Genomic DNA, 22,667 nt, shown 5'->3' with positions numbered 1-22,667 from the left:
TTCGCCGGCTCCGGCTGGCACCGCCCCGGCCTCCGGCAGCACGCCCACCTGGGCCTCAGACCCGGAACGATTCACCACAGCCGCAGCGGTCGCGTTCGTTGGGGTTGCTGAACTTGAAGCCCTCGTTGAGGCCCTCGCGCACGAAATCGAGCACAGTGCCGTCGAGGTAGGGCAGGCTTTTGGGGTCGATCAGCACCTGCACACCGGCGCTCTCGAACACCACGTCGTCGGGGGCCAGCGCATCGGCGTACTCGAGCTTGTAGGCCAGGCCCGAGCAACCGGTGGTCTTGACGCCCAGCCGTACCCCCACCCCCTTGCCGCGCCGGGCCAGGTATTTGCGCACGTGCTTGGCAGCGGCTTCGGTTACCGTGACGGACATGGACTCAAACCCTCAAAATGGTGGTGTCAGTGGGCCAAGGACGCTGGCTGGGCCGCAGCGGCAGCCGGGGCTGCAGCGGCGTGCTTTTGCCGGTAATCTTCTACCGCCGCCTTGATGGCGTCTTCGGCCAGAATGGAGCAGTGGATTTTCACCGGCGGCAGCGCCAGCTCTTCGGCGATCTGGCTGTTTTTGATCTGTGTCGCCTGATCGAGCGATTTGCCCTTGACCCATTCGGTGATGAGCGAGCTCGAGGCGATGGCCGAGCCGCAGCCGTAGGTTTTGAAGCGCGCGTCCTCGATCAGGCCGGTGGCCGGGTTGACCTTGATCTGCAGCTTCATCACGTCGCCGCAGGCCGGGGCCCCGACCATGCCGGTGCCGACCGTGTCGTCGCCCTTGTCAAAGCCGCCCACATTGCGCGGGTGCTCGTAGTGGTCGATGACCTTGTCGCTGTATGCCATGGTGTACTCCTGTCAAATGAGACGATTTGCCGCGGGATGCTGCTAGTGCGCGGCCCACTGGATGGTGGACAGATCGACGCCGTCCTGGTACATCTCCCACAGTGGTGAGAGCTCGCGCAGCTTGGCCACGTTCTCGCGGATGGTCTGCACGGCGTAGTCGATCTCGGCCTCGGTGGTCCAGCGCCCGATGGTCATGCGCAGGCTGCTGTGGGCCAGTTCGTCGGAGCGGCCCAGGGCGCGCAGCACGTAGCTGGGCTCGAGGCTGGCCGAGGTGCAGGCCGAGCCGCTGGACACCGCCAGCCCCTTGATGCCCATGATCAGCGATTCGCCCTCGACGTAGTTGAAGCTCATGTTCAGATTGTGCGGCACACGCTGGGTCGGGTGGCCGTTGATAAACACCTGCTCGATGCCCGACAAGCCGTTGAGCAGGCGCTGGTGCAAGGCGCGGATGCGCGGCAGCTCGGTTGCCATTTCGGCTTGCGCCAAGGCGTAGGCCGCGCCCATGCCGACGATCTGGTGCGTGGGCAAGGTGCCCGAGCGCATGCCGCGCTCGTGCCCGCCGCCGTGCATCTGCGCCTCGAGGCGCACGCGCGGCTTGCGCCGCACATAGAGCGCGCCCACGCCTTTGGGGCCGTAGGTTTTGTGCGCCGTCAGGCTCATCAGATCGACCGGCAACTGCTGCAGGTTCACCTCGACCCGGCCGGTGGCCTGCGCCGCATCCACGTGCAGCAGCACGCCGCGCTCGCGGCACAGGGCGCCGATGGCGGCGATGTCTTGCACCACCCCGATCTCGTTGTTCACGTACATCACCGAGGCCAGCACGGTGTCGGGGCGCAGCGCGGCGGCGAAGGCGTCGAGGTCGAGCAAGCCATCGGGCTGCACGTCGAGGTAGCTGACTTCAAAGCCTTCGCGCTCGAGCTGGCGGCAGGTGTCGAGCACGGCCTTGTGCTCGGTCTTGACGGTGACCAGGTGCCGGCCCTTGTCGCGGTAAAAGTGGGCCGCGCCCTTGAGCGCGAGGTTGTTGGATTCGGTGGCGCCGCTGGTCCAGACGATTTCGCGCGGGTCGGCGCCGATGAGTGACGCCACCTGCTCGCGCGCCTGCTCCACCGCGCGTTCGGCCTCCCAGCCCCAGGCGTGGCTGCGTGAGGCCGGGTTGCCAAAGTGCTCGTAGAGCCACGGCACCATCAGGTCCACCACCCGTGGGTCGCAGGGGTTGGTGGCGCTGTAGTCGAGGTAGATGGGGAAGTGCGGGGTCATGTTTATTTTCCTGCTGCCGTACCCAGTGCAAAAACCGAGTTGGGGGCGTTGACGCGGATGGGCTTGAGCACCGGCGCGCTCGAAATGGCGCGCTTGAGCGAGGGTGTGGCCTCGATCACCATGCCCTTGGCGAGCTGCTCATCGACCAGTTTTTGCAAGGTAACCGAATCCAGAAAGTCCACCATTTTCGCATTCAGCGCCGCCCACAGCTCGTGCGTCATGCAGCGCTCGCCCTCGCCGTGGCAGTTTTCTTTGCCGGCGCACTGGGTGGCGTCGATCGGTTCATCGACCGAGACGATGATATCGGCCACGGTGATGTCGCTGGCCTTGCGCCCGAGCGTGTAACCGCCCCCAGGGCCGCGGGTGGATTCGACCAGATCGTGCCGGCGCAGCTTGCCAAACAACTGCTCGAGGTACGAAAGCGAAATCTGCTGGCGCTGGCTGATGGCCGCCAGCGTGACGGGGCCACCGGCTTGGCGCAGGGCCAAGTCGATCATGGCGGTGACGGCGAACCGCCCTTTGGTGGTGAGGCGCATGGTGCTTTCCTTGGCGTTTGGTTGAGTACACCCTCTCGTGGCCGGCGATCAGACCTGCAGGTTCAGCGTTCGTCACCCCTTGCGGAGTGTGAGAACCGGTGTGCCCAAAAGCATCAACAACCGCATCGACAACCGATCGTTAACCCGAAGTATACCCAATATCCGAGTCTTTTGCTTGGTCTTGCGATGCGCAAGGGATTGGGGCTAGTTACTCGACCGAGGGCACGGTGTCGCCCGCCTCCGGCGTGAAGGTGCGATGGATTGGAAAGGCAAATTCGATCCCGGTTCCTGGGTGGGCATCGAAAAAACGCACTTGGGCCCCGAGCTTGCCCGCGCGGGCGCGCAGATTGCCCAAACCCCGCTGGGCTTGGGGCTTGGTGTGAGGGCGCTGCATGCCCAAGCCGTCGTCGGTCACCGTCAGGTACACATGCGCTGCGTCGCTGCGCGTGCGCACGCACACGCGTCGCGCTTGGGCGTGTTTGACCACATTGGCAAAAATCTCTTGCATGCAGCGAAACAGGTGCATCACGCCCTGCGCATCGAGGCTGGACAGGGCCGGCACGTCCTGCACCTGCCAATCGAGCTCGATCCCGGCGGCCACCAGCGCCGGCTCGATGCGCTGGCGGAAGGTGCCCAAAATGGTGGCCAGGTCGCCCTCCATGGGCTCGAGCGAATCGAGCATCAGCCGCAGCTCTTCGAGCGCGTGGTGGATCATGGATTCGACCGAGCCCGCGTCCAGCGTGTGTTTCTGGCTGCGCACCATGTTGAGCGTCTGCACCAGTTGGCTGCCTAGGCCATCGTGCATGTCGCGCATCAGGCGCCGGCGCTCACCCTCGATGGCGCGTTGCTGCTCGGAGGCGCGCAACTGGTCGAAAGCCTGGCGCAGCTCGGCTTCGCGCTTGGCCAAAATCCCGGCCAAAGACTGATTCAGCCGATGCACCTCGCGCGTGGACGCGGTGGCGCGCTGCGCCAGCACCCAGCTGAGGGTAAAGAGCAAGGCCAGGCTGCCCAGCGAAGTCCAGCGCAGGTCGGCGTCGCCGGGGAAGTTGAGCTGCACCACCAAAAAATCGCGCACGCCGGTGGCCAGCGTAAAAGACGCCACCAGCAGCACCAAAATCTGATCGGATTCCAGCGCGCCGCGTTGGAGCGACCTGAACAGCAGGCTCAGCAACGACAGCGCCCCGCAGACGGCCATGGCACCGGCCCAGATCCGATACAAATCGTAGTCTTGTGTGTGCAGCGTCCAGGCCAGCCAGAACGGACCCACGCCGATCAAAAACCAGGCCAACCCGTGCACCAGGCGGTCCCGAAAAGCCAGCAGCTCGGCCACGAACAACAAGAAAAACCCCACGTACCACGTGAAGGCCAGGCGGTGCAGATAAAAGTACCAACCAAAGCTCAAGGGCGGCTCGAGCGAAACCGACAGGGCCAAGCGCACCGAATGCGCCAGCGCCGCCACCGCCATGAGCAAGAACAGGCGCTCGTTCAAGGTGCGCCACAGGTGCAGCGAGAGCAAGCCCATCAGCAGCGAGCTGATGAGCATCATCCAAGTGCCTTTGACCTGCCAGACTTCGAGCACCTGGTGGCGCTCGAACAGGCTGCCGTGGTAGCCGATCTGCAACGGCCACAAACCGCTGCGCTCGAGCAACTGGCCCTGCACCTGGATGTGTATCTGGTTTTGCTGTGGCTGCGGCTGCAGCAGCCCCGGGGGCAGGCTCACCAGGTAGGGGAACCAGGCGCTCAGGATGTTGCGCTCGGGCGCAGCGTACCAGCCAACCTGGTAGATCTCGTGGCCGTTGAGCAGCACCCGAAAGCGGGTGCCGACGCGCGGCAACAGCAGCGCCAACCGGGTTTGGGCGGGGTCGTCGTAGTGCAGGGCTGCCGGCCAGTCGAGCCGGTAATCCACCCAGCCCGACCAAGCGGCAGGCTGATCGTCCAGAATGTGGGGCAGGCTCACCTGCTGCGGCGGCTGCTGCGGGTGCTGCGGCAGGCTCGCTTGCGCCTCGCGCAAGGTCACGGCGTTTTCGAGCCCCGCCGGCATTGACACGCTGTGCAGCGCCCACAGCAAACCGAGCAGCAGCAGCCCCACCCAGAGGTAATGCGGCACCCGCTTGGCGCTCTGCCCGGGCGGTGGCGGCGCAGGAGGCAAAGCCCTCACAACAAACCCCGATCCTGTGCCGCGCGCACCACTTGCACGCGGGTGTGCACCGCCAGCTTGCGGTACAGGTTTTTGATGTGCGTGCTCACGGTGGCGGTGCCGATGCCGAGCCGGCTGGCGATCTCCTTGTTCACGTAGCCTTGGGCCACCAGCTTGAGCACCTCGGATTCGCGCTCCGACAGCGCCGGGGCCGCAGCGACGCTGTCCGCCACCTGGGCTGGCGCGTTGTTGCGCAACTGCTTGAGCAACAGGCGTGCCAGCAGCGGCGAAATCGGGGCGCCGCCGGCGCAGATCTGTTCGATGGCCTCGATCAGTTCGGCGTCGTTGCAGCCCTTGAGCACGTAGCCGGTGGCCCCCGATTGCAGGGCGTGCACGAGGCGCGACTCGTCCCCGAACACGGTGAACACCAGCAGCTCGGCCTCGGGCTTGGTGAGTGAAAGCAGACGCAGCATGTCTTCGCCGCGGCCATCGGGCAGACCCAGATCAACCAGATAGACATCGGCCAAGCTGTTGGGGGCCATGATGCGAGCGTGGGAGTAGGTGGCGGAATGCCCGACCAAGCGCCAGTCGGGCCGCAGCGCCAAGGCGTGATGGACGAACTGCAACACGGTGCGGTCGTCTTCGATCAGGTAAATGCGCGTGCTGCTGGGCATGCGGCGATTGTGGGCCATGCCGGACCCCCCCCACTCCCCAAAACAGGGGAGTGGCTACTGCACGCCGTGCGCGCCCAACACCCGGTCTTTGAGCTGCGCCAGCCGGTCGCGCGCTTGCGCCGCCTGCTCGAACTCGAGCTTGCGCGCGTGCTCGAGCATCAGCTTTTCCAGCCGCTTGAGCTCGCGCGCCAAGTCTTTGGCGCTCATGTCTTCGATCTCGGCCTGCTGCACCCGCGCCAGCTCGGTGCGCTGCGCCTGCTCGCTGGCTTTGTCGCTCTGCACACCGTCGATCAAATCTTTGATGCGCTTGACCACCCCCACCGGCGTGATGCCGTGCACGGCGTTGAAAGCCAGCTGCTTGTGGCGGCGGCGTTCGGTTTCGTCGAGGGCGCGGCGCATCGAGTCGGTGACGCGGTCGGCGTACAGGATCGCCATGCCGTTGAGGTGGCGCGCGGCGCGGCCGATGGTCTGGATCAGGCTGCGCTCGGAGCGCAAAAAGCCCTCTTTATCGGCGTCCAAAATCGCCACCAGGCTCACTTCCGGGATGTCCAGCCCCTCGCGCAGCAGGTTGATGCCCACCAGCACGTCGAACGTGCCCAAGCGCAAGTCGCGGATGATCTCGACCCGCTCCACAGTGTCGATGTCGGAGTGCAGGTAGCGCACGCGCACGCCGTTTTCGCCCAGGTATTCGGTGAGCTGCTCGGCCATGCGCTTGGTGAGCACGGTGATGAGCACGCGCTCACTGCGCTGCACGCGCAGGCGGATTTCTTGCAGCACGTCATCGACCTGATGCGTGGCTGGGCGCACCTCGAGCACGGGGTCCACCAAGCCGGTGGGGCGCACCACCTGCTCGACCACGCTGCTGGCGTGCTGGCGCTCAAAATCAGCGGGGGTGGCCGAAACGAACACGCACTGGCGCATGCGGGCCTGGAACTCGTCGAACTTGAGCGGCCGGTTGTCGAGCGCGCTGGGCAGCCTGAAGCCGTACTCCACCAGCGTCTGCTTGCGCGAGCGGTCGCCGTGGTACATGCCGCCGAGCTGGCCGATCATCACGTGGCTCTCGTCGAGGAACATGAGTGCATCGGGCGGCAGGTAGTCGATCAGGGTCGCGGGCGGCTCGCCCGGCGCCGCGCCCGAGAGGTGGCGTGAGTAGTTTTCAATGCCCTTGCAGTGGCCAACCTCGACCAGCATCTCGAGGTCGAAGCGCGTGCGCTGCTCCAGCCGCTGGGCCTCGACCAGCTTGCCCGCCGCCACCAGCTCGGGCAGGCGCTGCGCCAGCTCGAGCTTGATGGCCTCGACCGCCGCCAACACCTGCTCGCGCGGCGTCACGTAGTGGCTGCTGGGGTAAACCGTAAAGCGCGGGATGCGCTGGCGGATGCGCCCGGTGAGCGGGTCAAACAGTTGCAGCGCTTCGACTTCGTCGTCAAACAGCTCGATGCGCAGCGCCAGCTCCGAGTGCTCGGCCGGAAAGACGTCGATGGTGTCGCCGCGCACCCGAAACAGGCCGCGAGCAAAATCCTGCTCGTTACGCTCATACTGCATGCGCACCAGCTGCGCGATGGCGTCGCGCTGGCCCAAGCGGTCGCCCACGCGCAGCGTCATGATCATGCGGTGGTAGCTCTCGGGCTGGCCGATGCCGTAGATCGCCGACACGCTGGCCACGATCACCACGTCGCGGCGCTCGAGCAGGCTTTTGGTGCACGACAGGCGCATCTGCTCAATGTGCTCGTTGATGGCGCTGTCTTTTTCGATGAACAAGTCGCGCTGCGGCACGTAGGCTTCGGGCTGGTAGTAGTCGTAGTAGCTGACGAAGTACTCGACCGCGTTGTGGGGAAAGAACTCGCGAAACTCGCTATAGAGCTGCGCCGCCAGCGTTTTGTTGGGCGCAAAAACGATCGCCGGCCGGCCCAGCCGCGCAATCACATGGGCCATGGTGTAGGTCTTGCCGGATCCGGTCACGCCCAGCAGGGTCTGATAGACCTCGCCGGCGCGCACGCCCTGCACCAGCTGCTCGATCGCCGCCGGCTGATCCCCCGCCGGCTCAAAGGGCTGAAAGAGCTCGAAGGGCGAGTCGGGGAAGCGCAGGCACTGGCCAGCGGCTGGGGGCGCCGCCGGGCTGAGCTCTAGAGGGGTTTGGGGGACCACCTGGCTAATGCTGCAACTGCAGCCAGTCGTTTTCAATTTCTTCCACCGTGGGCAGGGCGCCCTTCAGGTTGTCGGGCAGGGTTTCGACCAGTGTGTACTCGCTCACGCCCATGGGTTTGTTCATGTCGCGCAGGGCAAACTCAACCTCGATGTTGTTCTTGTCGCGGCACAGCAGCAGGCCAATGGTGGGGTTGTCGTCGCTGCGCTTGAGCAGGCTGTCCACCGCCGACAGGTAAAAGTTGAGCTTGCCCGCGTACTCGGGCATGAACTTGCGGTTTTTCAGCTCCACCACCACGTAGCACTTCAGCGTGACGTGATAGAAAAGTAGGTCGATGTAATAGTCGTTACCCGCCACCTCGAGGTGGTACTGGCGGCCAATGAAGGCAAAGCCCTTGCCCAGCTCCAGCAGAAACTGCGTAATGTGCTGGGTAAGCTGATGCTCCACATCGCGCTCGTTAAATGGCCCGGTCATGGCCATGAAGTCGAATGTGTAGGGGTCTTTCAGCGTTTGCTGGGCCAAGTCGGACTGCGGCACCGGCAGGGTACGGGCAAAGTTGGTGACGGCCTTGCCTGTGCGCTCATACAAGTTGGACTTGAGTTGCAAAGCCAATACGTCGCGGCTCCAGCCCTGTTCCAGCGTTTGCGCGAGGTAAAAGCGGGCTTCGTCTACGCGCTGGCACTTGGTGAAAATCTGGATGTGGTGGCCCCATGGAATCCGAGCCAGCAAGGCTGCCAGCTCGCCGTCTGCGCCACCCCAAGGCGCTGCGCCCATTTTGGCAACAGCCTGTTGCCAAATTGCCGCGTCGCCGTAAAAGCGGAAAAAAGCCCGGCAGTAGCGCAGATTCTTGGCTGAAAAACCGCCGACCTCTGGAAAGGTGTGCCGCAGGTCTTTGCTGAAGGCGTCAATGAAACCGCTGCCCCACTGGGCACTGGTCTCCCGGTCCACGATTTGCGCGCCCAGCTCGTAGTAAAGGGCTATCAACTCGCCGTTGGCGGCCAGCGCCACGTGCATGCGCGCGGCATGAATTTTCTGCTTGATGCGTCCTAGCCACGCCTGGTATTCGGCCAGCGCAGCAGGCTGGACCTTAAAAAGTTGGGTCATGAGAGTGAGCCGGCAGAGATCTCGGAACAATATAAGCTCAATTGCTTAAGCCCTCTTTGGCGCGTGAGTACGCTCTCAAGGTCGGTCGACTGACTGCGCCCGCTCGCGACGCAGTTGATCTAGGTTGCCGCCCTGCCCTTGGGCGACGATGTCGAGCTCGGCACCCAGCACCGCCAGCACGGCCAACAGCTTGCGCGCGCCAAACTCAAGCACCCGCCCACGCTCAAGGCGCGACAGCGATTCTGGCGTTACCCCGGCTTGGGCCGCGACGACGCCTTGCTTCAGGCCCAACAGCTTGCGGCGTGTGGCCACGGCAGCACCGAGTTCTGGCAGGGTTTGCATTTGATTTTTAAATCAAGAAAGCTGTATTTTATGCCTTTTTTTGACGCAAAAGTCAAAAATATCGCCACTCCAGGTGTTCTGTGCGCACACCATGCCGTGCGCTGCTGTGCCGCTGGCGCCTTGGCGGCTTGCCCAAGCTCGGCTACAGTAGGGTTCAACCTTGGCCTGTGCACAGCGCCTAGGCTTGCTCCTTGTGCACCAACCAGCGCAGCCAACACCGTGTCGCCCACAACCCCAAACACCGCTCTAAAAGCCCCGCTACACGCCCCACTGTGCCCGCTGTGCGGCCAAGCCAACGAGTGCGCGGCCTCGGCCAGCGGCAGCTTTGACACCGCGTGCTGGTGCACCGGCGTCAGCTTCAGCCCTGAACTGCTGGCGCAGGTGGCACTGGAGCAACAGCACCGCGCCTGCATCTGCCGCCGGTGTGCTGAGGGCGGCCATGTCAGTCGTGCAGATCAAGAAAAGGCCCTGTAACTCGAGGCCAGACTGAGGTTTTTACACACTTGGGGAAATCTGCAGAATCACCCCACGGCATGACAACCGCAAGGCTCGGGGCGAGCGGCTCCGCACCCGAAACGCGCAAGGCACGTAAAATTTCGATGTGGGGCGGTGCGTGAGAAAAAACCCGTAGCAGAGCTGCATTGAACTCCGCACGGGCCAACAAAATCGAGCGAGAATTTGCGCAATCTGCTGATATTGTTTTGGTAGGCGCGATTGGACTCGAACCAACGACCCCCACCATGTCAAGGTGGTGCTCTAACCAGCTGAGCTACGCGCCTGAGGTCGGTTGCAAGCTTGCGATTGTAGCACGGCTTTTTAGCGTCGGCGCACGCTGCGCACCCCGGCCACGTCTTGCAGCGCCGCCATGACGCGCTGCACCCGGCTGGCGTCGGTGACTTCGATTGTGAAGGTCATCCAGGCCACCCCTTTCACGCTTTGCGTCTGCACGCCGATGACGTTGATTTTCTGGCTGGCAAAGGTGTCGGAAATGTCGCGCAGTAGGCCTTGGCGGTCTTGGGCCTCGATCGCCACGTCGACGGCGTAGTGGGTGGCGACATCGCCTTTGGCGGCCACGCCGTTCCACTGCACTTCGATCACCCGGCCCGGGTGGCGCTGCGCCAGCGTGGCGTAGTCGGGGCAGTCGGCCCGGTGCACGCCCACCCCTTTGCCGCGCGTGATGTAGCCCCGGATGTCGTCGGGCGGCGCCGGTTTGCAGCAGCGCGCCAGTTGCGTGAGCACCGAGTCCAGCCCCACCACCAGCACGCTGCCCTGCGGGGCGCGGGCCGGGCTGTGGCGTGCCTTGCGCAGCTGCACCTCGTCCGGGGCTTGCAGCGCCGGGGTGGGGTTGAGCAGCTGCTCGACCGTGCGCAGCGTGATTTCCTCTTTGCCCAGCGCCTCGCACAGGCCGGCGGCGTGGTCGTAGCCGATGCGGTTGGCCAACTCGTCGAGGTTGAGCGCGGTTTTGCCCTCGCGCTGCAACCATTTGTCGAGCAGCTCGCGGCCGCGCTGGATGGTGCTGTGCACCGCTTGGGCATTGAACCAGGCCCGCACCTTGCTTTTGGCGCGGTGGCTAACCAGATAGCCCTGCTCTGGGTTGAGCCAGTCGCGCGAGGGGCCGCCGTCTTTGCTGGCGATGATCTCGACCGTCTGACCCGTTTGCAGCGGCGTGTTGAGGGCGAGCATGGCGCCATCGACGCGCGCGCCACGGCAGCGGTGCCCGAGGTCGGTGTGCACGGTGTAAGCAAAATCGAGCGCCGTGGCCCCCTTGGGCAGTTCAACGATGGCCGCGTGCGGCGTGAGCACGTAAATGGCGTCGTCAAACAGCGGCTGCGTGGCCTGCTTGCGGCGCTCGCTCTCAACGTCGCTCTGCCAAGCCAGCAGCTGGCGCAGCACGGCGATTTTGGCGTCGTAGTCGGAATCGGCGTGCACACCCTCGTAGCCTTTGCTGCCGGCCTCTTTGTAGGCCCAGTGCGCCGCCACCCCGTTCTCGGCGTGGTCGTGCATGGCCTGGGTGCGGATCTGCAGCTCGAAGGCGCGGCCCTGCGCGTCGCGGATCACGGTGTGCAGCGACTGGTAGCCGTTGGGTTTGGGCTTGCCGATGTAGTCGTCAAACTCCTCGGGCACCGGGCTGTAGTGGGCGTGCGCGTAGGCCAGCACGCGGTAGCAGTCCTCGATCTGCGGCACCACCACGCGCAGCGCACGCAGGTCGAACACCTGTTCGAAATCGAGCGCCTTGCCGCGCATTTTTTTGACGATGCTGTAAATGTGCTTGGGCCGCCCCTGCACCTCGGCGTCGATACCTTGGGCACGCAGCGCCTGCTGCAGGCGCTGGCGCACCTGTTCGACGTGGCTCTCGCGCTCGATGCGTTTTTCGTCGATCAGGCGCGCGATCTCTTTGTAGGTCTGTGGCTCGAGGAAGCGAAAGGCCAGGTCTTCGATCTCCCACTTGATCGGCCAGATGCCTAAGCGGTTGGCCAAGGGTGCAAACACGTGCAGCGATTCGCTGGCCAGGGCGGGGTCGGGGGAGAGCTTGGCGGCTGCGATGTAGCGCAGCGTTTGCAGACGCGAGGCCAGGCGCAGCAGCACCACGCGCAGATCGCGCGAAAACGCCAGCAGCATCTTGCGAATATTTTCGTGCTGGCTGGCTTCGAGCTCGCTGGGGGCGGCGCGCTGGGTGCTGCCGGGTTCGGCCGCGCTGGCGCGCTCTTGGCGCACCTGGGCCGCCTTGATTCGCGTCTGGCGCTGCAGTTGCACCAGCTTGGTGGTTTCCAGAGCCACCGCAGCCAGATCGCTGCCAAAGGCTTTGGTGATGAGCTCGCGCGGGCGGTTCAGGTGCTCGCAGGCATAGACCAGATAGGTGCTGACTTTGAGCTCGGCACCGCCACCGATGAGGTCGAGCACGGCGGCCACGCCGTCGGCATGGGCCAGCGTGTTCTCGCCGGTATCGAGGGTTTCGCTGGCCAACAGTGGCTCGGCAAAGGCGCGCGCGCGCAGCACCGCGGCCTGCTCGTCGGCGACGCGGGCCTGCCACTGCGCAACGGCTGCTCCGTCTGCCGGGGCGTCCGGAGCAACCGACGGATCGGGCGCTGGGGGAGCCGATCTCATGGCGCCAACAGAAATTCGCACACCGGCGCCACCTGCTCGGGCGCCACCAGCGTGGGCGCGTGGCCCACGCCCGCAAACTCGAGCAGGCGCGCACGCGGGCCGCGCTGCGTCATGGCCAGCGCCGTGGCGTGGCTGAGCAAGTCGGATTCGGCCCCGCGCAACAGCAGCACCGGGGCCGTGATGGCCTCATACATCTGCCACAGCAGCGCCTCGCCGGCGTGGATGGCGGCGCCCGCGCTGGGGTCTGGAGCGCTGCCCACGGCCTCGCCCGCCGCCACCAGAGCGCGCAGCGGTTGCGCGATCGCTGGGTCGTAGTGCAGCGCCCAGCCGCCTTGCACCGGCCGCAGCATGGGGCGCGACAGGGCCAGCCACTGCTCGGGGCTGTGCGGGCCAAAGCCCCGGTGCAACTGCGCCAGCGCCTGCACCGCGTCTTGCTCGCTGGCGTAGGCCCCTTGCGTGCCCACATAGGTGGCGATGCGGCGCAGCGCGGCGGCCTCGATCACCGGCCCGACGTCGTTGAGCACCAGCCGGCGCAAGCCCAACCCGGGCTGGGCCGCCAGCGCCATGCCGATCAGGCCGCCCATGCTGGTGCCCACCCAGTCGATGGCCAGTTCGGCGGGCTCGGCGCTGCCAGTGGCCGCGGCGTGGTTGGCGCGCAGGTGCGCCAGCAGCAGCGCCAGATCGGCGGCGTAGGTGGGCACGCCGTAGGCGGCCGGGTCGGCCAGCCAGTCGCTGTGGCCGCGCCCGGCCACATCGACGCACAGCACCCGCAGCGGCCGCTGCGCCTGTGCCAGCAGGGCTTGCGCCAGCACGTCGAAGTCGCGCGCCTGGCGCGTCAGGCCGTGCACACACAGCACCACCTGCGCCGGGCCTTTGGGTGCGGCGGCCTCGCTGCCCCACTCCCACCAAGCGATGCGGCGCGGTTCGCCGTGCGTGGCCAGCGGGCCGGGTACGGCCAGATGATGCAATACAGGTTCCATGTCGTAGCCTTGTCTCCCTATGCAGGTGGCGCAGGGCACCGGTGGCCGCCCAGCTCCATTGGATAATGCCACCTATCGTAAATCAAATGGAGACGGTTCATGCTCGCAAACAAGACGGCTTTGGTCACGGGTTCCACCAGTGGCATTGGCCTCGGGATCGCCAAGGCGCTGGCGCAGCAAGGCGCGCACCTGGTGCTCAATGGCTTTGGCGACGCGCAAGCGGCCTGCGCCGAAGTGGCGGCCGTGGCCGCACCGGGGGCCCGGGTGAGCTACCAAGGCGCCGACATGAGCCAGCCGCAGCAGATCGAAGCCATGCTGCGCGCCGCGGCGGCCGAGTTTGGGCGCGTCGACATTCTGGTCAACAACGCCGGCATCCAGCACGTGGCCCCGATCGAGGACTTTGCGCCCGAGCGCTGGGACGCGGTGCTGGCGATCAACTTGAGCAGCGCCTTTCACACCACGCGGCTGGCGCTGCCGGCCATGAAGGCCGCCAACTGGGGCCGCATCATCAACGTGGCCTCGGTGCACGGGCTGGTGGCCTCGGCCTACAAGTCGGCCTATGTGGCGGCCAAGCACGGGCTGGTGGGCCTGACCAAGGTGGTGGCGCTCGAAACCGCCACCACGGGCGTGACCTGCAACGCCATCTGCCCCGGCTGGGTGCTCACGCCGCTGGTGCAAAAGCAAGTGGATGAACGCGCCGCTGCGCTGGGCTTGAGCAACGCCGAAGCCACCAAGCATTTGCTGTGCGAGAAGGAGCCCTCGCTGCAGTTCACCACGCCCGAAGAGCTGGGTGCGCTGGCGGTGTTTTTCTGCTCGCCGGCGGCCGCCAATGTGCGCGGCGCGGCCTGGAACATGGACGGCGGCTGGGCAGCGCAGTAAGACCGCCAATCTGTCGCCCGCAGCCCTGAACCTGTCGTTGCCGGGGTCGCCGGTGGCTATTGCAACTGCACCGCCCCGGACACCGTGATGTGCACCCATTCCGATCCAGGTTCGGCGGGCAGCGCCACCTCGGCCGCATCCAAGCGGGCCTGCGCCGCCATCATCAGGCGCGGACGCCCGGCAAACTCGGGCTCCGCCGCGCTGATCGTGACTTCGCGCAAGCTGTAGCCGCCAAAGCCGAAGTCGCGCGCCACCAGTTGGGCGCTGGCGCGAAAGCGCTCGATGGCGGCGCTGCGCACCCCGGCCTCGAGCTGCTGGCGCGCTTGTGGGCTGAGCGTGAACTGCATTTGCGACACGCTCAGGCCGCGCACTTGGGCCGGCACCGCCGCCAACGCCGCCAGATCGCGCCCCTGCACCAGCACCTCGGCTGAGCCATGCCAGCCCACGATCTGGCCCTCGGCGTTGTGGCGCGGCAGCAAGCTGAAGCCGCCCGAGCTGAGCTCGAATTCGCCGCTGCGCACCTGGGGCCGCAGCTGTTGCAACGCCGCCTCCACGCTGCGGCTGAGCTGGCGCTGCAAGGCCGCCGGGTCGGTGCCCTGCACGCGCTGGGTCAGCGTCAGGGTGAGCCAGTCTTGGCGCGCTTGCTGGCGCGCCGTGGCGCTCAGTTGCACCACGTTGTGGGGCAGCGGCTGCATCCAAGCCGGGCTGGGCTGGGCTTGCGCCAAGGCGGTACCCGCGCCCAGCAAACCCAAGCCTAGGCCCAGCCCCAATGCCGCAGCCGCCATGGCGTGCTTGTAGCGGCCAGGTGGTAAAAGCTTGTTCAAAATCATCGGTGCGCTCCTAAAAAATTCCGAGGCAAACCCTACACAGGCTCATCTGCCCGCCCCGGTGCGCCCCCAGTGTGCCACCAAGCGCCCTCTGCCGCCCCCGATCGGGCAGCACACAAGCGCAACAACTGTAACGGCGCGTATCCCCCATGCCGATCAAGCACCCGGCCCGGGCCGCCCGGTGTCACAATTGCTTTCGCCGCCCCAGCCCACGCACCAAAGCCTGCCATGCCATACGCCACCCCAGAACCGCCACCCTCTCGCCCCGACCGCATCGTGGTGGTGGATGACGATGCCCGCATCCGCGAGCTGCTCAACCGCTACCTGAGCCAGCAGGGCTTCGAGGTCTTGCTGGCGGCCGATGCGCGCGCGCTCGACAAACTGCTGCAACGCGAGACCTTCGACCTGATCGTGCTCGACCTCATGCTACCCGGCGAAGACGGGTTGAGCATTTGCAGGCGCTTGCGCGCGGGCCGGCTGCGCACCCCCATCATCATGCTCACTGCCAAGGGCGAAGACGTGGACCGCATCGTGGGGCTTGAGATTGGGGCCGACGATTACCTGGGCAAACCCTTCAACCCGCGCGAACTGCTGGCGCGCATTCACGCCGTGCTGCGCCGCCGCCCCCCGCCCGAAGTGCCCAGCGCCCCATCGAGCGCGCACGAAGTGGTGCAATTCGGCCCCTTCGTGCTCGACCTTGGGCAGCGCACGCTGCAAAAAAACGGCACCGACATCAGCCTGACCAGCGGCGAATTTGCCATGCTCAAAGCCTTGGTGCGGCATCCGCGCCAGCCGCTGTCGCGCGACAAGCTGGCGCAACTGGCACGTGGGCGCGAGTTCGAGCCCTTTGACCGCAGCCTCGATGTGCAAGTCTCGCGCCTGCGCAAACTCATCGAAACCGACCCCGGCGCACCGCGCTACCTGCAAACGGTTTGGGGAGTGGGCTACGTATTCGTCCCCGATGGCCAAAGCTAATCCGCCGCTGCCCGCACCCGAGGCGGGCCGCAAACCCGGCGGCGTGGGTCTGAGCCTGTTTGGCCGCACTTTTTTGTTGCTCGGCGTTTTGTTGCTGGGTTCGGTGCTGGCCTGGTTTCAAACCCTGCGCACCCTCGAAGAAGAACCGCGTGCGGTGCAAAGCGCGCAGCAGCTGGCCTCGCTCGTGAACCTGACGCGCGCCGCGCTCGCGCACGCCGACCCAATTGCTCGCATTTCGCTCGTCACCACCTTGCTGCAGCAGGAAAACCTGCGCATTGCGGTGCGCGAAAGCGCCGACACCCACTTGCCCTACGACCAAGACCGCTTGAGCCGGCGCATCAGCGCCGAATTGGCCCAGATGCTGGGGCCGCAAACGCTGGTGGCGCGCCAGGTGAATGGTTTTGATGGTCTGTGGATCGGCTTTGAAATCGGGGGCGACAACTTTTGGCTGCTGGCCGACCCAGCGCGGGTGGGGCAAGTGGGCGGCGCCACCTGGCTGGTCTGGCTCGGCATTGCGGCGGCCTTGTCCTTGCTGGGAGCGGCGGTGTTTGCACGCCTGATCAATCGGCCGCTGCTGCAGCTCAGCGCCGCCACGGCACGCGTGCGCGCGGGCGACTTCACGGGGCCGCGGCTCGATGAAACCGAGGCCACGCACGAGATCCGCGCCGTCAACATCGGCTTCAACCGCATGGCCGAGCAACTGGCCAAGGCCGAGGCCGACCGCACGCTGATGCTGGCGGGCATTTCGCACGATCTGCGCACCCCGCTGGCGCGGCTGCGGCTGGAAATCGAGCTGAGCGTGCCCGACGAGGCCACCCGGCAGCTGATGGCGGCCGACATCGAGCAGGCCAACGCCATCATCGACAAGTTCCTCGACTACGCCCGTGTCGAGCACACGCCGCAGCTGCAGCCGGTGGCCTTGGCCGACCTGATCGCCACCGCCTTGCTGCCCTATCAGGGTGCGCCAGACTGCGCGGTGGCGCTCGATTTGCCCCCGGGTTTGCGGGTGCTGGCCGAGCCGGTGGAACTTCGCCGCGTGCTCGACAACCTGCTGCAAAACGCCTCGCGCTACGGCCGCAGCCCCGACGGCCTGCTGCGGCTGAAAATCAGCGCGGCCGCCGGGCCAGACCAGACGGTGACGCTGCAACTGGCCGACCAAGGCCCGGGCGTGCCGCCGCAGCTGCTGGCGCGCCTGACCGAGCCCTTTTTTCGCGCCGACAGCGCCCGCACCGCCGCCAACGGCAGCGGCCTGGGGCTGGCGATCGCCGACAAAACGCTGCAAATCATGGGCGGCACGCTGGAGCTGCGCAACGGCGTCGCCGGTGGCCTGCTGGCGCGGCTGCGTTTGCCGGCGGCTGATTAGTCGGCGCGGCTTTGAGGATGTTCGGACGCACCCAGCGCCTCAGCCCACGCGCTGCAACAAGGCCACGGCCCGGCATTCGATCGCCAAGCCCTGCCCGACCGGCCCCATTTTTTCGGCGGTCTTGGCTTTGACATTGACTTGGCTGGGTTGCAGCCCCAGCACGGCCGCAATGCGCGCCTGCATGGCCGCCTTGTAGGGGGCCAGCTTGGGGGCTTGGGCGATCACGGTGGTGTCGAGGTTGAGCACCAGATAGCCCTGAGCGGCCACGCGCTGCATGGCGTGCGCCAGCAACTGAGCCGAATCGGCACCGGCAAAGCGCGCGTCGGTGTCGGGGAACAGGGTGCCGATGTCGCCCAGCGCCGCCGCACCCAGCAGCGCGTCGGTGATGGCGTGCAGCAGCGCGTCGGCGTCGGAATGGCCGAGCAGGCCGCTGGGGTGCGGAATGTGGATGCCGCCCAAAATCAGCGGCCGCCCCGGCACCAGCGCGTGGATGTCCCAGCCTTCGCCGATGCGCAGGCCTAGGCCTAATGATTGGCTGGGAGCAGAGGGGGTTGGCGCAGGGTTGACTGGGTTCATGGCGGCAGGGGCCTCGGGTGTGGACGGAGCGGCTGGGACAAGCGGATTGGCTGGTGCACAGGGGGCGGGAGCTGCCTGCCGCTGCGCCAGCAGCGCCTCGGCCAAGGCGAAATCAGCCGGGTAGGTGATTTTGAAGTTGCTCGCGCTGCCCGGCACCAGCAGCGGCTGGGCGCCGCTGCGCTCGATGGCGCTGGCCTCGTCGGTGATGCCGGCAAAGCCGCTGCCTTGGTGCGCCTCCAGCGCCGCGCGCAAAGCGCCGAGCCTGAACATCTGCGGCGTTTGCGCCAGCCACTTGTCGGCGCGCTCAAGCGTGGCCGCCACCCGGGGCATGGGCGCGGGCTCGGCAGCTTGGGCTTGGGCTTGGGCTTGGACTGGGGTCGAGGCTGGGGCTTCGGGGGCTCCGAGCGCCGCTGCTTGGGCTGGGGTTGGAACCGCCGCCTTGAGCGTATCGGGCAGCGGCAGCGCCAGCAGGCCGCCCACCGGGTCGAGCCAACAGGCCGCGATCAGGCGCTCGATCTGCGCCGGCTCGATCAGACAGCGCGCAGCGTCATGCACCAGCACCCAGTCGGCGTCGCGCGCCCCAGCGGCTGCCAGTTGCTGCAAGCCGTTGAGCACCGTCTGGGCGCGCACCGCGCCGCCCACAGGCCACACGCGCACCCGCGCATCCGGCGCCTGGTAGGCGGCGTCACCGGGCGCCACCACCACCGCCACCCCGGCCCAGTGCGGCAGCGCCAAAAAAGCCGCCAGCGTGTGGTCGATCACGCGCTGGCCGGCGAGCAGCTGGTATTGCTTGGGGGTGGGTTGATCCGATCGCACCGCCCGACTGCCGTTGCCGGCGCTGGTGATCAGGGCGTAGCAGCGCGGCGGGGCATCGGTGCTGGCGACCTGCCAAGCGGTTGCCCCCTCCCACACGGCCCCGTCCTCAGAGGCAGCCCCCCTCGCCGGCCCAGGGGCGCTTGGGGGCATGGGCGGCGGGCCGTCAGATGCCCCGGTTTCGGGGGGTGGCGGGCAAGCGGGTATGGCGGGCGCGGTAGGATCGGTCACGGTGCGTGATTTTAAAATCAGCCGCTGCGTTGTTGCACCCTAGGCGCCCTTTATCGCCGCCAAATTCGCCCTCGCCCTCGTCCTCGTCCGCAACCGCAACCACAACCTCGCCCCGCATCCCTCTGCCTCTGCCCTTGCCTTAGCCACTGCACCCCGCCAGACCCCCCGATGAACCTGCCCCCACTCAGCCCCGGCAAGCGCTTGCACGTGCCCCGCCCCCCCAGCAGCGCCGACGCCTTGTGGCTGGCGCAGCTGGCCGAACGCGAACGCGGCACCGGCCGGCTCACCGCCGTGGTCTGCGCCGACGCCGCCGACGCCCAGCGCCTGCTGGAAGAAATCCCGTTTTTTGCGCCCACGCTGCGCTGCGCTCTGTTCCCGGATTGGGAAACCCTGCCCTACGACAGCTTTTCGCCGCACCAAGACCTGATCTCGGAGCGCTTGGCCACGCTCTGGCGCATCGTGCAGCGCGACCGCGCCCAAGGTGCCGATCTGGTGCTGGTGCCCGCCACCACCGCGCTCTACCGGCTGGCGCCGCCGGCCTTTCTGGCCGCCTACAGCTTCGAGTTCAAGCAACAGCAACGGCTCGATGCGTCCCGCCTCAAGGCCCAGCTCACGCTCGCCGGCTACCAGCACGTGAGCCAGGTGGTGGGCCCGGGCGAATACGCGGTGCGCGGCAGCCTGATCGACCTCTACCCCATGGGCTCTGCGGTGCCCTACCGCATCGACCTGTTCGACGACGAGATCGACTCGATCCGCACCTTCGACCCCGACACCCAGCGCAGCCTGTACCCGGTGCCCGAGGTGCGGCTGCTGCCCGGGCGCGAGTTTCCGCTCGACGAAACCGGCCGCGCCAAGTTCCGCGCCCGCTGGCGCGAACTGCTCGAAGGCGACCCGAGCCGCAGCCGCCTGTACAAAGACATGGGCGCGGGCGTGGCCAGCGCCGGCATCGAGTACTACCTGCCGCTGTTTTTTGACCAGACCGCGACCGTGTTCGACTACCTCGGCAGCGCCACCACGCTGGTGCTGCACGGCGAGCTCGAACCGGCCTTCCAGCGCTTTGCGCTGGACACCGCCGAGCGCCACCGCCTGGCCCAAGGCGACCCCGAGCGCCCGCCGCTGCCGCCCGAGACCCTGTTTCTGGATGCCGAAGGCTTCTACCTCGCCGCCAAAGCGCTGCCCCAAGTGGCGCTGCGCCCACCCAAAGAGCCGACCAGCCCGAGCAGCCTAACCGAACCGTCCAGTCCGTCCAACCCAGGCGGCCGGCCCGGCACCAACCCAGCGCCAGCCGCCGCCAGCCAAGCCTCCGCCACGAGTCCCACCGGCTCGAGCGCCTTCGAGCCGCTGCCCGACCTGGCCGCCCAGCGCGCCGCCGACGACCCGCTCGAGCGCCTCAAAGCGCACCTGGCGCGCAGCCCCCGGCGCGCGCTGCTGCTGGCCGAGAGCGAGGGCCGCCGCGCCACCTTGCTCGATTTTTTGCGCGCCAGCGGCCTCAACCCGCCGCTGTTCGAGTCCTTGGCCGACTTCCAAGCCAGCCCGGCCCCCATTGGCCTAGCCACGGCGGCCTTGGCCAGCGGCTTTGCGTGGGTGCAGCAAGGCAGCGCCCCCAGCGGCATCGACTTCGTCACCGAAACCGAGCTCTTTGCCAGCCAGCCCGGCACCCGGCGGCGCAAAAAGCAAGAGCAGGTCAGCGACGTCGAAGCGCTGATCAAAGACCTGAGCGAGCTGCAACTGGGCGACCCGGTGGTACACAGCCAGCACGGCATCGGCCGCTACCGGGGCTTGCTCAACCTCGATCTGGGCGAAAAAAACCCCGACGGCAGCCCCGTGCTGCAAGAGTTTTTGCACCTCGAGTACGCCCAAGCCGCCGTGCTCTACGTGCCGGTGAGCCAACTGCACCAGATCAGCCGCTACACCGGCGTGAGCGCCGACGAAGCGCCGCTGCACCGGCTGGGCTCGGGCCAGTGGGATAAAGCGCGGCGCAAAGCCGCCGAACAGGTGCGCGACGCCGCCGCCGAACTGCTCAACCTCTACGCCCGCCGCGCCGCTCGCGAGGGCCACGCCTTTCGCTTCCCGGCCAAAGACTACGAAGCCTTCGCCAACGACTTCGGCTTCGAAGAAACGCCCGACCAAAAAGCCGCCATCCACGCCGTGATCCAAGACCTGATCAGCCCACGCCCGATGGACCGGCTGGTCTGCGGCGACGTCGGCTTTGGCAAGACCGAAGTGGCGCTGCGCGCCGCCTTCGTGGCGGTGAGCGGCGGCAAGCAAGTGGCCTTTCTGGCCCCCACCACCTTGCTGGCCGAGCAGCACTACCAGACCCTGCAAGACCGCTTTGCCAACTGGCCGGTGAAGATCGCCGAACTGAGCCGCTTTCGCAGTGCGCGCGAAATCACCGCCGCCCTGCAAGGCACCGCCGCCGGCACCGTGGATATCGTCGTCGGCACCCACAAGCTGCTGAGCGAAAAAACGAAATTCAAAAACCTCGGGCTGCTCATCATCGACGAAGAGCACCGCTTCGGCGTGCGCCACAAAGAGGCCATGAAGGCGCTGCGCGCCGAAGTCGATGTGCTCACCCTCACCGCCACCCCGATCCCGCGCACCCTCGGGCTGGCGCTCGAAGGGCTGCGCGACCTGAGCGTGATCGCCACCGCGCCGCAGCGCCGCTTGTCCATCAAAACCTTCGTGCGCAACGAAGGCAATGGCGTGATCCGCGAGGCCGTGCTGCGCGAGCTCAAGCGCGGCGGGCAGGTGTATTTTCTGCACAACGAAGTCGAAACGATCGAAAACCGCAAGCAAAAGCTGGAACAGCTGCTGCCCGAGGCGCGCATCGCCGTCGCCCACGGCCAGTTGCCCGAGCGCGAGCTCGAGCGCGTGATGCGCGACTTCGTGGCCCAGCGCCACAACCTGCTGCTGTGCTCGACCATCATCGAAACCGGCATCGACGTGCCCAGCGCCAACACCATCCTCATCAGCCGCGCCGACAAGTTTGGGCTGGCGCAGCTGCACCAGTTGCGCGGCCGCGTCGGGCGCAGCCACCACCAAGCCTACGCCTACCTGATGGTGCCCGAGATCGACAGCCTGAGCAAAACGGCGCAGCAGCGGCTCGAAGCCATCGGGCAGATGGAGGCCTTGGGCAGCGGTTTTTACCTCGCTATGCACGACCTCGAAATCCGGGGCGCGGGCGAGGTGCTGGGCGAAAACCAGAGCGGCAACATGCTCGAAGTCGGCTTTCAGCTCTACCACGAGATGCTGGCCGAAGCAGTCGATGCCCTCAAGGCCGGGCGCGAACCCGATCTGCTCAGCCCCTTGGGCGTGACCACCGACATCAACCTGCACGCCCCGGCCCTGCTGCCCAGCGACTACTGCGGCGACGTGCACCTGCGCCTGAGCCTGTACAAAAAGCTCGCCAGCGCCAAGACCAGCGCGCAGATCGACGCCTTGCTCGAAGAAATCGTGGACCGCTTTGGCAAGCTGCCGCCGCAGGCGCAAACGCTGATCGACGTGCACCGCCTGCGCGTGCTCGCCGCCCCCTACGGCGTGCAAAAGGTCGATGCCACGCCGGGCCTGATCCTGATCGGCTTCAAGCCCAACCCGCCGCTAGATCCGCAGCGCATCATCGACCTGGTGCAAAAAAACCGCCACATCAAACTCGCCGGCAACGACAAACTGCGCATCGAGCGCGCCCTACCCGAAGCCAAAGACCGCGCGCTACTGGTGCGCGATGTGCTGCGCGCGCTCGGGGCCCCGCGGGCCGTGCCGGAGCCGGCGGGGGTTCAGGGATAAGCACGCACAAGAGGCGCGCACGCATAGGCGCACACATATCTTTGGGCTGACAGGCGCACACATATAAGTGGCTCGCACCTATAATTGCCTGCATCCCTGATCGAT

The 22,667-nt window shown here is 66.7% G+C and carries 18 protein-coding genes and 1 tRNA gene; 5 read left to right on the top strand and 14 right to left on the bottom strand.

Annotated elements, in window-relative coordinates; genetic code table 11:
• Nucleotides 1-55: 55 nt before the first annotated feature.
• From iscA to SMCB_RS02105, 9 genes are all read right to left on the bottom strand, one after another.
• Nucleotides 56-379, bottom strand: coding sequence for an iron-sulfur cluster assembly protein IscA (iscA, locus tag SMCB_RS02145; protein ID WP_045534718.1), 324 nt, complete (start codon nt 377-379; stop codon nt 56-58).
• A 26-nt stretch (nt 380-405) separates the two neighbouring features.
• Nucleotides 406-837 carry a Fe-S cluster assembly scaffold IscU gene (iscU, locus tag SMCB_RS02140; RefSeq protein WP_045534716.1) on the bottom strand — a complete coding sequence of 144 codons (432 nt, stop codon included), beginning with the start codon at nt 835-837 and terminating at the stop codon, nt 406-408.
• Nucleotides 838-879: 42 nt separating this feature from the next.
• A complete protein-coding gene (locus SMCB_RS02135) occupies nt 880-2,100 on the bottom strand; it encodes an IscS subfamily cysteine desulfurase (RefSeq protein ID WP_275451290.1) in 1,221 nt (406 codons plus the stop codon).
• A complete protein-coding gene (gene iscR, locus SMCB_RS02130) occupies nt 2,097-2,630 on the bottom strand; it encodes a Fe-S cluster assembly transcriptional regulator IscR (RefSeq protein ID WP_045534712.1) in 534 nt (177 codons plus the stop codon). Before iscR ends, SMCB_RS02135 begins: the two co-directional genes overlap by 4 nt.
• Before the next feature lie 208 nt (nt 2,631-2,838).
• A complete protein-coding gene (locus SMCB_RS12085; RefSeq protein WP_144400230.1) occupies nt 2,839-4,788 on the bottom strand; it encodes a sensor histidine kinase in 1,950 nt (649 codons plus the stop codon).
• Entirely contained in the window at nt 4,785-5,441 is a 657-nt protein-coding gene (locus tag SMCB_RS02120) for a LuxR C-terminal-related transcriptional regulator (protein ID WP_171820270.1), read from the bottom strand. The genes SMCB_RS12085 and SMCB_RS02120 overlap by 4 nt, the downstream gene beginning before the upstream one ends.
• 54 nt (nt 5,442-5,495) lie before the next feature.
• Nucleotides 5,496-7,595, bottom strand: a complete 2,100-nt coding sequence (gene uvrB / locus SMCB_RS02115) for an excinuclease ABC subunit UvrB (RefSeq protein WP_082027405.1) — start codon at nt 7,593-7,595, stop codon at nt 5,496-5,498.
• Nucleotides 7,591-8,688: a PDDEXK nuclease domain-containing protein gene (locus SMCB_RS02110; RefSeq protein ID WP_045534707.1), complete on the bottom strand. Its 1,098-nt coding sequence runs from the start codon at nt 8,686-8,688 to the stop codon at nt 7,591-7,593. The genes uvrB and SMCB_RS02110 overlap by 5 nt, the downstream gene beginning before the upstream one ends.
• Nucleotides 8,689-8,763: 75 nt before the next feature.
• The gene (locus SMCB_RS02105; RefSeq protein WP_045534705.1) at nt 8,764-9,030 is read right to left on the bottom strand and encodes a helix-turn-helix domain-containing protein; all 267 of its coding nucleotides are present in this window, start codon (nt 9,028-9,030) and stop codon (nt 8,764-8,766) included.
• A gap of 30 nt (nt 9,031-9,060) precedes the next feature.
• Between SMCB_RS02105 and SMCB_RS12920 the strand changes: the two genes are divergently transcribed.
• Nucleotides 9,061-9,504: a cysteine-rich CWC family protein gene (locus SMCB_RS12920; protein WP_082027174.1), complete on the top strand. Its 444-nt coding sequence runs from the start codon at nt 9,061-9,063 to the stop codon at nt 9,502-9,504.
• Between the two features lie 228 nt (nt 9,505-9,732).
• On the opposite strand, the gene SMCB_RS02095 is transcribed toward SMCB_RS12920, so the two are convergent.
• The 3 genes from SMCB_RS02095 to SMCB_RS02085 all read right to left on the bottom strand — a co-directional run bounded on the left by SMCB_RS02095 (nt 9,733) and on the right by SMCB_RS02085 (nt 13,115).
• Nucleotides 9,733-9,809, bottom strand: a tRNA-Val gene (locus SMCB_RS02095).
• A 37-nt stretch (nt 9,810-9,846) separates the two neighbouring features.
• On the bottom strand, nt 9,847-12,135 hold the full coding sequence (locus tag SMCB_RS02090) for a RelA/SpoT family protein (protein WP_045534701.1): 2,289 nt from the start codon (nt 12,133-12,135) through the stop codon (nt 9,847-9,849).
• On the bottom strand, nt 12,132-13,115 hold the full coding sequence (locus SMCB_RS02085) for an alpha/beta fold hydrolase (protein ID WP_045534699.1): 984 nt from the start codon (nt 13,113-13,115) through the stop codon (nt 12,132-12,134). The genes SMCB_RS02090 and SMCB_RS02085 overlap by 4 nt, the downstream gene beginning before the upstream one ends.
• Before the next feature lie 99 nt (nt 13,116-13,214).
• Between SMCB_RS02085 and SMCB_RS02080 the strand changes: the two genes are divergently transcribed.
• Nucleotides 13,215-13,994: a 3-hydroxybutyrate dehydrogenase gene (locus SMCB_RS02080; RefSeq protein ID WP_045534697.1), complete on the top strand. Its 780-nt coding sequence runs from the start codon at nt 13,215-13,217 to the stop codon at nt 13,992-13,994.
• Nucleotides 13,995-14,050: 56 nt separating this feature from the next.
• On the opposite strand, the gene SMCB_RS02075 is transcribed toward SMCB_RS02080, so the two are convergent.
• Nucleotides 14,051-14,824 carry an SIMPL domain-containing protein gene (locus tag SMCB_RS02075; protein WP_052468375.1) on the bottom strand — a complete coding sequence of 258 codons (774 nt, stop codon included), beginning with the start codon at nt 14,822-14,824 and terminating at the stop codon, nt 14,051-14,053.
• Nucleotides 14,825-15,049: 225 nt separating this feature from the next.
• Here SMCB_RS02075 and ompR point away from each other — a divergent pair, with 225 nt between their 5' ends.
• Both ompR and SMCB_RS02065 read left to right on the top strand, forming a co-directional pair.
• A complete protein-coding gene (ompR, locus tag SMCB_RS02070; protein ID WP_045534695.1) occupies nt 15,050-15,796 on the top strand; it encodes an osmolarity response regulator transcription factor OmpR in 747 nt (248 codons plus the stop codon).
• Entirely contained in the window at nt 15,783-17,159 is a 1,377-nt protein-coding gene (locus tag SMCB_RS02065; RefSeq protein ID WP_045534693.1) for an ATP-binding protein, read from the top strand. Before ompR ends, SMCB_RS02065 begins: the two co-directional genes overlap by 14 nt.
• 39 nt (nt 17,160-17,198) lie before the next feature.
• Here the strand turns inward: SMCB_RS02065 and ispF are convergent, their stop codons facing one another.
• Nucleotides 17,199-18,647: a 2-C-methyl-D-erythritol 2,4-cyclodiphosphate synthase gene (ispF, locus tag SMCB_RS13270; RefSeq protein ID WP_045534691.1), complete on the bottom strand. Its 1,449-nt coding sequence runs from the start codon at nt 18,645-18,647 to the stop codon at nt 17,199-17,201.
• 300 nt (nt 18,648-18,947) lie between these two features.
• Here ispF and mfd point away from each other — a divergent pair, with 300 nt between their 5' ends.
• Nucleotides 18,948-22,562 carry a transcription-repair coupling factor gene (mfd, locus tag SMCB_RS02055; RefSeq protein WP_045534689.1) on the top strand — a complete coding sequence of 1,205 codons (3,615 nt, stop codon included), beginning with the start codon at nt 18,948-18,950 and terminating at the stop codon, nt 22,560-22,562.
• Nucleotides 22,563-22,667 lie beyond the last annotated feature (105 nt).

Source organism: Serpentinimonas maccroryi (genome assembly GCF_000828915.1).
Taxonomy (GTDB): Bacteria; Pseudomonadota; Gammaproteobacteria; order Burkholderiales; family Burkholderiaceae_C; genus Serpentinimonas; species Serpentinimonas maccroryi.
This window is presented reverse-complemented; position numbering and strand designations above follow the sequence as displayed.